At 36.4% G+C, this 16,230-nt stretch carries 8 protein-coding genes; 4 read left to right on the forward strand and 4 right to left on the reverse strand.

Going from position 1 to position 16,230, the window contains the following annotated elements; translation table 11 throughout:
* Positions 1-2,705: fibronectin type III domain-containing protein (locus AVL50_RS12250; protein ID WP_172826828.1), on the reverse strand; the 2,705-nt coding region annotated here is incomplete at its 3' end.
* 500 nt (positions 2,706-3,205) lie between these two features.
* On the opposite strand from AVL50_RS12250, the gene AVL50_RS12255 reads away from it, so the two are divergent.
* Positions 3,206-3,943, forward strand: coding sequence for a hypothetical protein (locus tag AVL50_RS12255; RefSeq protein WP_062616788.1), 738 nt, complete (start codon positions 3,206-3,208; stop codon positions 3,941-3,943).
* Positions 3,944-4,060: 117 nt separating this feature from the next.
* Here the strand turns inward: AVL50_RS12255 and AVL50_RS12260 are convergent, their stop codons facing one another.
* The 3 genes from AVL50_RS12260 to AVL50_RS12270 form a co-directional block, all read right to left on the reverse strand.
* Entirely contained in the window at positions 4,061-4,525 is a 465-nt protein-coding gene (locus tag AVL50_RS12260) for a T9SS type A sorting domain-containing protein (RefSeq protein WP_062616789.1), read from the reverse strand.
* Positions 4,526-4,579: 54 nt separating this feature from the next.
* Positions 4,580-8,836: a di-heme oxidoredictase family protein gene (locus tag AVL50_RS12265; protein ID WP_062616790.1), complete on the reverse strand. Its 4,257-nt coding sequence runs from the start codon at positions 8,834-8,836 to the stop codon at positions 4,580-4,582.
* Positions 8,837-9,255: 419 nt separating this feature from the next.
* Positions 9,256-10,431 (reverse strand): M48 family metallopeptidase, encoded by a 1,176-nt coding sequence (locus tag AVL50_RS12270; RefSeq protein ID WP_062616791.1) that lies wholly within the window; start codon positions 10,429-10,431, stop codon positions 9,256-9,258.
* Positions 10,432-10,612: 181 nt separating this feature from the next.
* On the opposite strand from AVL50_RS12270, the gene AVL50_RS12275 reads away from it, so the two are divergent.
* The 3 genes from AVL50_RS12275 to AVL50_RS12285 all read left to right on the forward strand — a co-directional run bounded on the left by AVL50_RS12275 (position 10,613) and on the right by AVL50_RS12285 (position 15,915).
* Entirely contained in the window at positions 10,613-12,337 is a 1,725-nt protein-coding gene (locus AVL50_RS12275; protein WP_062616792.1) for a phospho-sugar mutase, read from the forward strand.
* 375 nt (positions 12,338-12,712) lie between these two features.
* Positions 12,713-13,072 carry a hypothetical protein gene (locus AVL50_RS12280; RefSeq protein WP_062616793.1) on the forward strand — a complete coding sequence of 120 codons (360 nt, stop codon included), beginning with the start codon at positions 12,713-12,715 and terminating at the stop codon, positions 13,070-13,072.
* A 329-nt stretch (positions 13,073-13,401) separates the two neighbouring features.
* Positions 13,402-15,915: a family 20 glycosylhydrolase gene (locus AVL50_RS12285; RefSeq protein ID WP_062616794.1), complete on the forward strand. Its 2,514-nt coding sequence runs from the start codon at positions 13,402-13,404 to the stop codon at positions 15,913-15,915.
* Positions 15,916-16,230: the final 315 nt, after the last annotated feature.

Below are 16,230 nucleotides of genomic sequence, written 5' to 3' on the forward strand. Positions count from 1 at the left end.
TAACCGTCCAATACATCGTCTACAGGTGAAGTAGATGACTGCCATACGTAAGCCACATTGTCAACACCTCTTGCATTCATTCCATCTACAATATGACGCCATGCTGCTTTATACTCGTCTTGTTTGTGATATCCTGCTGGATAATCGCCTCCCGCTGTTTCTTGAGAATTCCAACGTCCATCAAACTCATAACCAATTCTCAAGTAAATTTTCTTGTCAGGGAATGTATTACAGAATAATGCTAATTTATCGATATGTTGCTCATACTGACCGTTTGCAATTCCTTGTAATCCGTTCAGGTTCCAGTTTTCTGTGATTGACATTGCAATAATCAACGCCGATTGATCCCAACCTAATGCAGTGCTTGATGCATTCAAAGGTCCTGAACCCCAATCTGTATCAACTCCAGTAAAGTTACCGGCATTATCCATACCTGTTGCACCATAGTTTATTCCGTAATTGTCTTGTGTCAACATAAAGAAAGAAACGTATGCTACAGCTGCTGCTGGCTCTGGCATATTACCTTCTCTGTATCCCGACATTGCCGCCAAATCCTGACCGATGGCCAACATAGTCTTTCCATTTTTAGGAGTGAATTTACCTTCTATTTTATCTCCTAATACAGGTTGTGCTTGTGTAGTAGCAGAAGTCTCTGTACCCAGATCTCCAGAGCCTTCTGCATTCATCGCGTACACATTCACATAATAATTCGTTTCGGCTTCAAGACCATTAATTGTGGTTTGTGTGGAAGTAGTTGTAACAGAGTCAGAGTAATTTCCTGAAGCTACACTGTATTTTACTACATAACTTTCCGCATCACTCGCCGCCGACCAGCTTACAGTAATTGATGATGATGAATTACTTGTTGCTGCAATATTTTGAGGAATACCTGGCAATACACCTTCTACAGGAGGGTTTTCCTCGTCTGGTGGTGTTGTACCGCAATCGCCTGTTGTTAGAATTTGATATAAATTAGCCTCTCCATTCTGATATTTTCCTGAAGTGATCAAGTTGTTCCACTGCTGTGCAATGTATGCATTCTGCTGTACTCTAGTATCTCCCCAATATCCATTTCCAGCATCTGGCCACATCCATTGCTCTTGTGATTGCCAGTCTGCATTGATGTATGAAATTGCTCGGATCACATCTTCATTTCCTTCAATAAATGGAATTAATTGATCTTCAAAATACTGTTTCCACATGGCCTCACCAGTCATTGGAGTTTTCAGACCTGGGTTGTCATAAGTCGTAAAAGTATTCTCATCAAAATCATAATACTGTGCTGAAACCTCAGCCATCATTACTGGCTTTTGCTTGTTTCTTGCCATATCCAATAAGAACTGAAGGTTTGGACCATTAAAGCCTTCATCATAAAAGAAGAAAGATAAACCAATATAATCCACATACTCATCTCCAGGATACCAAGCATCAATTGGGTTAGAATTATAAGTGAAGCCGTATGCAGCTGACTGCCAAACATAAGCCACGTTTTCTACTCCCTGAGCATTTAAACGGTCTACTAAATAACGGTAAGCATTAATGTATTTTGTTGGATCATAGAAGTTCCATGTACCATCAAACTCATAACCAATTCTTAAGAAAAACGGTGTGGTAGGATTGGCTTTCGCAAAGTTGGCAAACTTATCAATTGAAGCATCATAAACTCCATTTACTACATCTGTTAATCCATTAGGATGGTCTTCTCCTTTACCATCATTGTCCTCTACCATATACAATCCAATGGCTACAGCTGCTGAAGGGTATTTATCAATACCACATTGAATACACATGTCACCGCTACCATAGTTGTTGATGTTTTCCAAACCTGCAAAATCATAAATGTTGGTATAGTTTGTAAAACCTCCAATTGCAGGGAATTGACCTGAACCTACATATTCATCTACAGAATTGTTGTCTTGTCCTAAGAACATTAAAATTTTACCATTCTTAGGAGTAAATTTACCAGATACTTTACCTTGCTCATCTGTGGCACCATTGCAACTTGATCTAACCTTTTGTACTGGATTAGACTGCTTTGAATCCGTTGCATTTGATGCTGTTAAAGTATAGATATAAGTTCTATCTTCTACAGGGTTGTTTTCTGAATAAGAAAGACCTGTCACTGCAACATCATCATTAGACAATTCAGTATTTCCCTCTTTTGTAACGATGTTTAAGGTATAAGAAGTAGCGTTATTTACACTATTCCATTCAATTACCCATCCGTTTCCTTCATTTCTTGATGAGAGTACAACATTACCCAATTCATCTGAAGGGATATCCTCTTCTGTTGTTATTTGAAGCGGGCTTGTTTTGGCAGATTTTAAATTTCCATTGTAAGCCAATACCTCAAACGTGTAGGTTGTATTACTTGCAAGGTTCTGACTATTATAAGAAGTAACGCCAGCACCTACGGTAGCCACTAGAGTGTTATTTCTATAAATTTCAAAACCTTCTTCATCAGAACTGTTATCGTTCCATTGAATACCTACTGAAGTTTGTGTTACTGAAGTTGACACCAAGTTAGACGGTGCACTTGGAGGATCGGTTGGGTCTGTTGTCTCATCGCATCCTCCTGATTGTGCTTGGGAAGCACTTTCCCAGCATCTGCCACAAGCTTCATAAGGGTGTGACGGAGGACAATTTTGAGCATACGTACTCAAGGCTACAAGTGTAGCAAAAAAAAGTAACGTTAGTCTTTTCATTTCAATTTTTATTATTTCATTTCATTAAAAAAACACATAGAAATCCGGTGAAAAAGGACCTCTAAATTTTCATAGCTAGATGAGTTTTAAGCTCATTTTTATAAGGTGATAGTTTATCTGACCTTATGACTCAAACTTAGTGAATGCGTAATGAATGAAATAATATTCAGCTACTACTAGAATTACAGGAATCCATTCTTCAAAAAGAGCAGTTTTGACGTATCATCTTCAATAACAAGCTCTAATCAACGATTTTTAATACTGCAACCATGCTTCATCTCTCCAATATTAATGCTAATTTTTATTCATTTGAAAGCCTTGTAATGAAGTGCAGTTGAAGTAATTATTTACTGATTTTTATATAAAGATCTAACTTTCTTATCTATACACATTATGAATACGACATAAAATGTGAACTCAACGAGTTGTAATGTTGTGTGGATAATGTTAATTTCACGTTATTCTCTTTCAAAAAATAAACTAATTAATTATTCAAGCTCATGAAAGCAGATATTTTGTTTGTCGTTTTCATCTCCATCTTCTCGCTCACTGCAGTAATTACCCTATTAGGCATCACCAATGTCATCAAAGGCATCAGAGAAAAATATTTGACACCTTTATTTTCCGCACTTATCCTTGAAGTTGTTGCTGCGGTAATTTTGCTTTTCAATAATCAGGACTTTACAGGAGAAAATACTATTCCAGAACTCTTTTACAATGAAACAACTGTTGAAAAAACAGATCAGGCCTCACTTGATCAAAATACATTTCTCGATCTTATCCATAAAGGTGAAAAACTAGACAGTTTACTTAATCTGAAGAATATTGAAATTAATAAACTGAAACATGAAGTTGCGGATTACACAGAAAACACTCAAAAGGATTTCTATTACTACATCCAACAAATAGAAAAAATCAGAGTGACTTGCAATGGGAGTATCAACCTTAAAAGCGGTAAAGAAAGTACCCAAAAAGCACTGAAAATTGTTGAGCAAATCTTACTGTTGAATGGGCGACTTTCTCAAGAAAAAAACACGAAAGAGGAAATTATCAAAGCTTTCGCAAAGTTCAAAAAAGATAACAACAGAGGCAATATTTCTCATAAAATTTACTTACAGGATGTCCCCTTATTCATCAAAGAATATTTGGAAGAAAACTATGAGTTGAAGTTTTATATTTCAAACCCAAAAATACCCAATGGGGTTTTGGAAAATGAGAAAAAGAAGGAAGAGTCTTGATTTTTAAATTCACCACAAAAAAAAGAGACATCTCACTAAAGATGCCCCTTTAAATTTAGAATTTCTAATCGAAAATTCATCTAATACTATTTGAGACACTACCCTCAAATAATTTCTTTAATCTTGGTAATCAACGATCACACGTTTTGTGATTGATTTACCACTTTTGTCAGTATATAAGAGTATATAGATTCCGGTTGTAAGTCCTAATTTTTGTCCCACCTTAAAGGATTTTGCTTCTGACACATTGAATTCTTTAATCAATGATCCCACAGGCGAGAAGAGTTTGATATTACCGTTTAATGGCACTTCGCCCTCTACGGTAAAAATTCCCTTTTTACTTGGGTTGGGATAAATACTGATACTCAACGCTGATAATTCTTCAGCCAAACCATTGCCTTTGATTCTTGCTCCAGAATTACAATTTGCATCAGCCTGAGCTTGTGTTTCAAAACACTGATCACAACTGGCAATTGGTCTGCATGGTGGACATTTTACTGTAATAGCGGCAACATTTTGCTGTGCATGTACACCTATGAAACTTCCGAAGATCAATATTAATGTGGTTACTATTTTCTTCATTTTTTTATTTTTTGAAATGAAGGATCACGTTATCGCAACCCTTCATTTTTGTTTTTAAAGTGATTCTATAAACTTAATGATGTTACTTTTCTCTTCTTCGGTAAGAGCGTTATAAGCCGCTCTAACACCTGACGCATCTCCACCATGTTTTTGGATCGCTTCTTCAAGAGAACTTGCTGAACCATCATGCATAAACAAGGTCGGAAAACCATTTCTTTCTAATAAGTCGATATTTCGGCCAATACCCCATAATGCTGGTGTTCTGAAATTACCATTGTTCACATTGTGTAATTTCATATCTGTATAAGGCCTTATTACTAGATCTCTGAACTCCTTCGGTGCATCACTTCTTGTTTTTTGTGATACTTGATGACAAGAAGCACAACCAATTTGATTGAAAGCTAATTCTCCTTCTGCTACCCCTGGAATGTTATAAGAATTGGCACTCCTTGTGGGCACTGTCAAGAACTTGGTATAAGCTACAATCTGCTCCAAATCTTCTTGAGAAATATCCGTATCTGGATCAATACCATGGTCTTCAATCAGTGCATTACGCGTTTGCTCTTCCACTGTTTTAGCTCCTCCATCCCATCTTAATCCTACTTCTGCTCCTGCAATCCACTGTAAGAAACCAACTCCATATACCGCTGGTGGCAGACGTGGTCCTCTTGGTGTTTGAATTACTTCAGGTCCTCTGCCATCTCTAAAGTGACAAGTTCCACAAGTAGTAGAGCCAATTTTTGCTTCTCCTAATTCCACTTGATACTGATTGTAACCACCTGCATCACTTCTATTAATTACTCCATGGAATAAATGGTGGCCCTCTAGGAAATCATCTACATCATCTTCACTTTCAACCGTAATAGAATGTTGTGTAAAAATAGCGTCTCGCTCTAAGTTGTAGTTTCTTTCATTGAAACCAGCTGTAGCTAAACTTGGTAAAATCATTAGTGTTGAAGCCTTGCCTGCTGAAGCCAATCTTGGATCTCCAAGTGTATTGAAACCTTGACCAATAAAGTAATTCTGTAATGTATTGTAAGTTTGGGCTCCACTACCACCTGCAACAGCTGTAATTTCATAATTCACCATATTACCATAGTTGTAACCCGGTCCTAGGTCAGCATACGTTGTACCTGATACACCTCCAACTGTAGTAGCATATCTCGGTGCTGGGGAATCTCCAATATCTAGAATATCAATTCTTACCACCGTTACATCTTGACCTGTATGAGGATGGAATGTACCATTGGCTGATGTCAATTGAGGATCAATTCTCAAATTATCAGGTCCATCCGTGATTATTGTTTCATAACGGTCCAAATAACGAAGTTGGTCTGCATTGTGAACGGCATCAAAAATAGCTTCAGTAATGCCATCGTATGCATGAGGATGTCTGAATCTCATCCAATTGGCTCCAATAGAAGAAATAGTTGGACGTGTTCTTGGGTCAATTCTTTCTCCTTCTGTTGTAAACAAGGCAGAATACATATACTGATCACCAGGATCGTCTGTCATGTAACCTTTCTTTTTATATCTGAAGAAATAATAGAACTTACCTGCATCTTTGCATTTTACAGGTACTTGGCCTGTTTCATTGAGTTTAACACCTTCAAATTCAATCTGATTACATGAACAGAAGAATTCAAAATCAGGGTTACCATCCGCCTGAATACCAATCGTTTGGCCATAACTTACTGAAACAGTGGATAAATCTTCCGCTAGATCAAATGTGTAACCATGTGTACCCGGTGCAACTCCAATTACTGGCGTTGGCAATGCTGGTGATGGATACAAGACCAAAGGAATATCTCCACATGGATCATCTGAACATTCTTGACAAGGACCGCCACAGTCTACTCTTGTTTCCCCTTGATTTAGAATTCCATCAGAACAAGTTGGTGCTGGACCTCCTTCTAAAATTGTGACATTACCAAGATCAATAGGGCAGTCGCCACCATTTCCCCATCTTACCATGATATGATAAGTACCAGGTGCAAGATCAGCTACCGTAAACCATTCCGAATTATCATTTCTTACATAAGGATATGTTTGTCCTCCATCAATAGAGAATTCGAATAATTCTCTTCCTTCAACATCATCATACACAAATGTAATTGTACCATCAGATAGGTTTTCAACAGATTCATTTGTCTTTTGAACAGTTGCATTTGGGTTTGGAGTACCGTTACACACTACATCGCATGACATACAGTTTGCTCCGCCACAATCTACACCTGTTTCATCTCCGTTTTGAATACCATCCTCACAAGTAGGACAATCATTACAACTACTTCCTCCACAGTCTACTCCGGTTTCATCTCCATTTTGAATACCGTCATTACAAGTGGGTACAAAATAGCATTGCGAAACTTGAGTTACTTTTTCCTGTTCATTACTACCTTGAACTTTTATTGTGTAATCCGTATTTGCAGCAATTTGTACAAAACGTTTGTAATAGCCATCTTCCTGAACATCTGGTGCATAACACTGGCCATTCAAACATAAATACAATGCCGTTCCAAGGTCTTCACTGTAGTAAAGAATGCCTTGTCCATCAATAATTGTCAGACCAAAATCACTACAAGACCCTTCTCCTGGGCCTGATAGACAAGGTGTACAAGAACCTCCACAATCTACACCTGTTTCATCTCCATTTTGAATACCATCAGAACAAGTGTTTGTAGCCAACTCTTTCACTATATACCACTCGTTTCCTGCTCCTTCACCATTGATATCTCCCTGAGCATTATCTCCCACATAGTAATACAATGGCTGTCCGTTGAATGTTAATTGAAGTTGCCCTCCACAAGTTCCACTCAACCCAAACTCGCCGGTTACACCTGAAGGTAAAGTAGTTGGCAAAATCAAGTTGGTTTTTGCATCTGTGATAACATAAGGCCAGTTTTCAGCACAGCCTCCTGTACAATTTGTAAACTCTGAATTGTCATTGGTCCAAGTATAAATAGTCATTGGTGCTTGATCTCCATACTGAGCCACCAAATATTCTCCGTGCGTTGTAGAGGTTGCCACTGAAATCACCAAATCCTCATAAGTTGGAAGCGGATCTTCTGTACAAGTTGGGCAAATACCTCCACAATCGGTTTGGGTTTCATCACCATCACGAATTCCATTTTCACAAGAACCAACAGTTACCGTTCCCAAATCTGCACTACATTCACCATTATTCCATTGAACTGAAGCTGGATAACTTCCTGATGTAAGGTTTTGAATTAAAAGCGACTGGTCACTGATTGATGCAGTGTAAACATTGCTTCCTAACACAAAAGTGATACTGTCATAATCATTACTGACATTATTAAAATTGAAAGTCACTGTTCCGTCTAAAGCACCATCTGAGGTTTCGTTGGTAGTCACCACTCCAGTGAAAATTGAAGAAGGATTATTCAGTCCTGTACATGGCAGAGGTTCTCCTGCTTCACCCACAAAGTTGACATAATCAATATTCAGTGCTGCATCTCCCGTTTGGAAAATAACTTCAAATGTAGAGCCTTCCTGAATATCAATAGTATGTGAAACCGTTTGATAAGTACCAACCCAACTTCCCGTACTTCCAAAAGAGATATTTCCTTGGTCCACTCCATTCACAAAAATGGAAATTTCACCTTCTAACTCAGAAGCATACACTAGCTCAACAGATGATGCTGAAGAAGTATTTGCAATTGAAAAACCTGCTCCTTGTGAAGAAATATATGCCACGCCTTTTCCATTAGAAGCCGATGCATCATCGTAAATAGAAGCACCTCCCAAAATAGAAGCCATCTCTACCTCTACTTTTCTGGCAGAAACCGGAGGAGGAGTTACTTGACAAGGGGTACACGACCCACCGCAGTCAATACCTGTTTCATCTCCATTTTGAATGCCATCATCACAAGTTGGTACTGGATCTGGATTGTCTCCTTTGGCTACAGCAACAACGGAATAAACTGGAGAAAGATACTGACCACTCGTATTATCTTGGATCTTAAGCTGGATAGAGTAAGTCTGTCCAACTTCAATACCAGACACCTCACGTTCCCATCTCGTATTTGATTTTGAACCCGCATTACAATCGCTTCCTAAGCAGATGTAATTCCAGCCACCGGTCCAATTTTGGTCTTCGAAATAGATCGTTCCCACTCCATCTTCTACCTCAATACCGTATTCTTGAGCAACGGAAATTGTAGATGAGAAAATAAGAACAAACAAGAGTGGTTTTAGTTTTTGCGATAGGTGAATGCTCTGAATCAAAGCAAACAAAGAGTAAAGCCTTGATGGCTGTCTCTTCTCATTGAAAGTAATTAATTCATTCATTTTTAAAGTTGTAAGTGTAAAATAGCTTTCGCCTTAATCATACTTGATTTGTAGTCGAAAATTTAGGTATTCACACTAGCCACTCAAAAAAATGAACTACTTTAAGTCTACTTTTAGAAGTACTCAATCGTTACAGAAACTTAATGATATTGTTTTCAATGATCGTCAAAAAAAGGAGTAGTATTTCCACGTTATTCAAACTCCAATGCAGTACTTCAAATAAGAAATATTAAAAAAGAAACCTCCTACTACAACAAACTATAAATCACTAAAAAACAACGGAATACCTATTGTTTTACTGAATAAAAAAATAGATACTCCGTTACTTCATCAACGTTCTGACGTAATAATTTGAATATGAAATGAATTGATGAAATGAGTATATCAAACTGAAAAGTAAGAGGTAACTCTACTTCAAACTAAGAAGTTGGTTTAGCACAATATTTAAACAGCATAGTGGTCGAAGGGATATGTCCTAAACGTTCAGCCTCCACCCAAGCCTCACATGCTTTATCATTTTCACCAATTTTAGAATACATATTCCCTAAAATATAATGCAATGTTTTGTTTTTTGGACGAAGCCGAAGTGCCCAATTCAAGTCTCTAATGACCTCCTTGTGCCTTTCCAATTGCATTAATAAACGGGCTCTTAAATAGTATAGATTAAAATGTGTAGCTGGAATGTCTTCACCATTAAGAATTACGGCATAAGCGGCTCCATAAGTGGAAGCATATTCTTCGGTGGTTACCATTACGCCTTCTGTTAAAATATCAATTGCTTTTTCTGGGGCATTCAAACCTGAAGAATACACCTCAGAATAGGCCGCGTATGCATCATAATTCCATTTGTTTTTTGTGATCAATGTACGGAAAGTTTTCGCACTGTTATTGTACTCTTGGATATTGAATTGAGAAAGTGCTAAATGCCATAACATTTGTTCTGTTAACACATTGTTAGAGCTATCTCTTAAATCGGTAAGCAAGTAATGCAATGTAGTGTATTCTTTATCTTCAAAAAGCTGAAGCGAGGTGTTTTTAAGAACAGAGTGAAGACTATCATACAATTTACGGTGCTGTGTATACAAGTATTGCATATCATATTCCACAGATTCCAAAATAGTGAAAGCCGTTACGTAATCATTAATCTGAGCGGCTCTTTGTGCTTTCTGAAGTAACGAATATTCATATGCTATCTGCTCTTCCACTTTCTTGTCTTTGAGGTAGTTATTTACACCTATAAAAGTGATAATCAAGCAAAAGAAGCCAATCACAGAAACCATCCCCCAACGGACTACTTCTCTGTCTTCTTTCTTTTTAGAAGCATTAGAATAAGCCGGTTGATAGTTTTTGGGTAGTGAAGCTTTCTTCTTTTTAGTTTTTGATCTTTCCTGAAAAAGCCATGCATCATATAATTCACGTTGGTAGCCATTGGAAAGGTTGTTATAAGCAGTAATAATCAACTTGAAATATTCCTCCGCGTTCTCGTGATTACTCACATCCGGGTGGTATTTCTTTGCCATTCGTTTGTATGCACGTTTGATTTCACGTTCGGAGGCTTTTTCGTCAATTTCTAGTATTTGATAATAGGTAAACATCTTATAAGTTAAATTCGTTGGGGGTGTTTTGGTTTATTTCAAACGGTTGTAATATTACAAATTAACATTTTTAAACAATTTTAGAAAGATATTAGAAGTAATTGATATAAATCACCGTTAACATGTTATTGTTTTATATTAATTTGCACGCGTATATACCAATCTTATCTTATATATTATAATGGATCAAATAATAAACCAAAACGTACAAGCTTGGTTGGAAGGACCTTTTGACGAAGCAACTAAAACAGAAATTAAACGCTTACAAGCCGAAGACGAACAAGAACTCAAAGAAAGTTTTTATAAATCTCTTGAATTCGGTACAGGTGGTTTACGTGGTATTATGGGTGTAGGTACTAACAGAATGAACAAATACACTGTTGGTATGGCTACTCAAGGATTAGCAAATTATGTAAAACAACAAGTAGAAGGTACTCCTAAAGCTGCTATTGCCTATGACTGTAGAAACAACAGTTCATTCTTCGCTGAAGTTGCCGCAAACGTACTTGCCGCAAACGGGTTTACAGTTTATTTATTTGATGAACTTCGTGCTACTCCAGAATTATCTTTTGCAATTAGAGAATTAGGTTGTCACACAGGTATTGTTTTAACGGCCTCTCACAACCCTAAAGAATACAATGGTTTTAAAGCTTACTGGGCAGACGGTGGTCAAGTTGTACCTCCACATGATGGAAATATCGTTGCTGAAGTAAGAAAAATCGAATCAATCGAAGATGTGAAATGGGAAGGTGGTGCCGGAGAAGTTGTGAAAATCAACAAAGAGGTAGATGAGCCTTACTTAAACATGTTAGAAGGTTTGGCTGTTTCTCCTGAAGCGATCAAAGCACAGAAAGACTTGAAAATCGTATTCACTTCTATTCACGGTACTGGTATCACTATGGTACCTCGTATCTTGGAAAGACTTGGATTCGATAACGTTCATATCATTGAGGAGCAAGCTGTAGTGGATGGTAACTTCCCTACTGTAGTTTATCCTAACCCAGAGGAAGCTGAAGCATTGAGCATGGCTTTAGCAAAAGCAAAAGAAATTGATGCGGATATCTTATTGGGTACTGACCCTGATGCTGACCGTGTGGGTATTGCTATCAAAAACCACAAAGGTGAGTGGACTTTATTGAATGGTAACCAAACTGCCGCTTTATTATTCAACTACGTGATTTCTGCTCGTAAGAAAGAAGGTAAAGCACAAGACAATGATTTCGTTTGTAAAACTATTGTAACTACAGACTTAATTGATCGTTTTGCGAAAGCCAACGGAATGCCTTGCTACAATGTATTGACTGGTTTCAAATACATCGCTGAAGTAATCAAAGAGAAAGAAGGTAAAGAAAACTTCATTGTAGGTGGTGAGGAGTCTTACGGTTACTTGATCGGTGATTCAGTAAGAGACAAAGATGCTATCGCAGCTTCTTCAATGATCTGTGAAATGGCGGCTTACTATAAAAACGAAGGTAAATCAATGTTCGATCAACTGATCGACATCTACGTTGAGCATGGTTACTTCAAAGAGAAATTAATCTCAATCACTAAGAAAGGTATGAGCGGTGCAGAGGAAATCGCGAACATGATGAAAGAACTTCGTGCTAACCCTCCTGCAACAATCAACGGTTCTACTGTGCTTGAAATGAGAGATTACCAATCTTCAGTAGCTACAGATTTAGTTTCTAAAGAAGAGTGTACTATTGATCTTCCAAAATCAAATGTATTGCAATTCTTCTTAGAAGATGGTACTAAGATTTCTGCTCGTCCATCTGGTACAGAGCCAAAAATCAAGTTCTACTTCAGTGTAAACACTTCTATTGCTTCTGCAGATGAGTTTGATGCTGCTGATGCTGTATTAGAAGAAAGAGTTGCTAAGATTATCGAAGATATGAAGCTTAAATAAGCGAGAAATCTTAATTGATATTTATTGGCCAATAATCCTGAAGGGTTATTGGCCTTTAGAGCATGTTTGGAATATATATTTTAGACGTAAAAATTTTCCATTTAAGGTTGTGAGGAAATTAATTTCAGAGAAAATAGTGGTTCTATAGTTGATGAAATTAATAAACTCATGTTCTTAAAGGGAGAATTTTTACTAAAAGAGATATTTCAAACATGCTCTTATTTTTTAAAAAAGAATAAAAGTGACCTGATTCTTTTAAAAACCCTTATAATAAAACAACTTTTCTAAATTCAACTGTCCATTTTCCAACCTCGACTGTTTTACCACGTTTTTAAAGACAAATCAAATTACAGTCTTTTATAAAACTATGTTTACGTGAAAAAGGTAAAAAAAATCATCGTAAGAGAAGCTCAGTACTTCTTTTTCACCCTAATCCTTATTGGAGCAGGAGCTTTACCTTTTCTAACTGATCATTTCTCAAATGAGCCTCAAACAATGGTGGCTCAAAACTTATCCAACGACAATATTACTATTTTAAATGAAGAAAAGATTATGATTGAACAAGTACAACTTAGCCAGTCATCTCTTTTTGATTTGAGCAGAGAAAGCAGAACGGCCGAAGATCATCACACCAGAGGTCTTCATTTTATTTATTTTGCGTATGTTTTTCTCATTCTCTTTTTTGTCTATCCGGTAAGGTACAACCTTTACGTTCTCAATTATCTATTAAACTAAAATGAAAATTGACCATCGGATAACATCAATAGAACATTCAAAAATTCATTTAGAATATTATCTCTATTGTTACTATTTAATATATCATCATTCATAAAAACTTAAACCGTACAATACCATCAGAGGTTACTTATACACCATAACAGTGTCTACGTAACCTCTATTTTTTTCACCAAAATACATTAAACAGCATTTTTATGTTGTTTGGCATGAAAAACCTGCCTCTCAGCTAAAAGTTTTCTTTCTACACTTATTAAATAATAAATTGCTTGTATAAATATATAGAGTTATGTTTTGGCAATGCCAAAGGAACAATAGATCTTACTATAATGAGGACATTTAACTATCTTTTATTCATTTTATTTTTAGGCCTTTTCTCTTGTGCCAGCACAAAGGAAAAAAGCTCTAAGGATATTACGATACATTGGAAACAACGAACAAACGATGTAAATGAAAAAAATGAATCATTTGCTGAATTAACAATTAAAAATGTAGGGAAACAGAATTTAGAAAAAGGCGATTGGGAACTTTACTTCAACAATAAGCCTTGTACTAATTTAAATGTTGATCTTGCCGGAAATGATGTGGATATAGAAAAAATCAACGGCGACTTCTTCAAAATTACCCCTAAAAAATCTTTCAAAGGTTTAGCTACAGGAGATAGTATTATTGTTCCTTTATATACCAATAGTGCAGTTATTAAATATACAGATAGAGCACAAGGATTTTACTTTGTATTCAATAAAAACAATAAGAAGGATTTTTATACGCCAAGTTATTCTTACAGTGACTTAGAGCCTGAAATGGCAAAAATATCTGAAACTGATACTTATGTGGTAGAAACCAAAGAAATCAGATATGAAAATAATAGTAAGTTATCTGAAATTGAATTAAAAACTGCTGATAAGATTATTCCTTCTCCTTTTAAAGTAACTGAAGGAAAATCAAGCATTGATATTACTACATTAAAACAAATTGAGGCTTCTGCAAAAGCAACTCGTCAAGCTAAGTTATTGCAGAGCTATTTCAAAGATGCTACTGGAGTTGAATTAGAGATTGTCCCTAAAGCCTCTGAAAGTGCTATCCGATTAACAATCAACAAAGTGAATAGTTCTGAGGAAGCTTATGTATTAAATATCAATGAGAAAAATATTGAAATTCTAGGTCAAGAAAAAGGGCTTGTTTATGGTATTCAAACTTTAAGAGGTCTTCTTCCAATCAAAGGTGAATCCAACAAAATCAAAACCGCAAAGATTCTTGATCAGCCTCGTTTTGAGTACAGAGGTTTTATGTTTGATGTAGCTAGAAACTTCCAAACAAAAGAAACTATTAAAAACCTTTTGGATGTGATGTCATTCTATAAAATGAATACACTGCACTTCCACTTAACAGATGATGAAGGCTGGAGAATCGAGCTAAAGAAGTTTCCTGAATTAACTGAGATTGGAAGTATTCGTAAACACCCTACCTCTGAGTACAGCACATTACCTTCGTATGGTTCAGGTGCTGAAGGAATTGAAAATGTTTCAAACGGTTATTACACTGTTGAAGATTATATTGAAATCCTTCGTTATGCTGATGAGCGAAATGTAACAATCATTCCTGAAGTAGATCTTCCTGGACATGCACGTATTGCCATCAATGCTATGAAATTCAGAGCTGAGAATCTTCGTAAGGTAGAAGGAGATGAAGAAGCAGACAAGTACCTTCTTCATGATCCAAATGATAAGTCTGAGTATTCTTCTGTACAAGGTTTTAATGACAATACTATCTGTCCTTGCCAAGAGTCTTCTTACAACTTTATTGATGACTTGATTGGTGAATTCAAAAGTATTTATGCTCAAGCAGGTGTTCCTTTAGAAACAATGCACCTTGGTGGTGATGAAGTGGCACATGGTGTTTGGGAGAAATCACCGCTTTGCCAGGAATTCATGAAGGAAAACGGTATCAAAAGTATTAATGAGTTGAAAGGTTTTTATGCTGTGAAGTTGGCTGAGATCGCAAAGTCAAACCAAATCAAATTACAGTTATGGGATGATATTTTACATCATGCTGAAGGCATGTCACCAGAAAACTTAACACTTAACGCTTGGGATAACTCATGGGGTACTGGTACTGAAGACTTTGGTTACAAAAGAGCAAATGAAGGTTATGATGTTATCTTGACAAGTGTTTCAAGTCTATATTTCGATATGGCTTACACTAAAGAGGTCAATGAACCTGGCTTCTACTGGGGGGATTACAACGATACTAGAAATATCTTCAACTACTTGCCTACTAACTTCTTTGAGGTAAGCCATAAACTTCGATTAGGAGGTGAATTAACTGTTGAAGAAATGAAAGATAAAGAGCGTTTAACCGCAAAAGGGTTATCACACATCAAGGGTATTCAAGGGGCATTATGGTCTGAGACTTTAAAAACTCCTCAAGATGCCGAATATTTACTTTACCCTAAAATGATGGCATTAGCTGAAAGAGCTTGGTCACAATCATTGGTGAAAAAAGGTGACAAAGAAAAAGAGATTTTCAAGAATTTGGATCAACAATGGAATGTATTTGCAAACGCTGTTGGACAAAGAGAATTCAACAGGTTAGCTTCTTGGGGACGCCACTTCAGAATTCCTCCTGTGGGTGTAGAAATTGAAGGTAATGTAGTGAAAGTAAACGTTGCATATCCTGGACTTCAAATTCGATATGCATCTGTGAAAGATACATTAGATAGTGATTCTAAAGTCTTTACTTCACCAATGAATATTGATGGACCAATTCAGATTGCCGCTTTTGATCAATATGGAAATCATGGAAGAGTTCAAATCATTTCATTGAATAAAGAAATTATCTAGGGAGTCAGTCAAAAACAGTTTATCACTAGTATTTAAATTTCGCCTGTTAAAAAACAAAATTAACTAACAAACAACCTTTCAAAACCATTCTTTTTGGCAACATTAAGAATGGTTTTTTTGTATAAATAGAACATCAATTCCTCCTTGATAATAGATGTTAAATAAATTTTGAATACCCAAAAATTGGTCAATTCACTTTCTCACAATACATTAATTTTCTATTAGAATTTACTCAAAATTATATTTCAAAACTTCCACATATAACAATGTAAACAACCTTTTATCTCGCTCAATAAAAACTTATTACAAAAAATA

Origin of the sequence: Flammeovirga sp. SJP92, from assembly GCF_001583495.1 — a bacterium.
In the GTDB taxonomy this organism is placed as follows: domain Bacteria; phylum Bacteroidota; class Bacteroidia; order Cytophagales; family Flammeovirgaceae; genus Flammeovirga.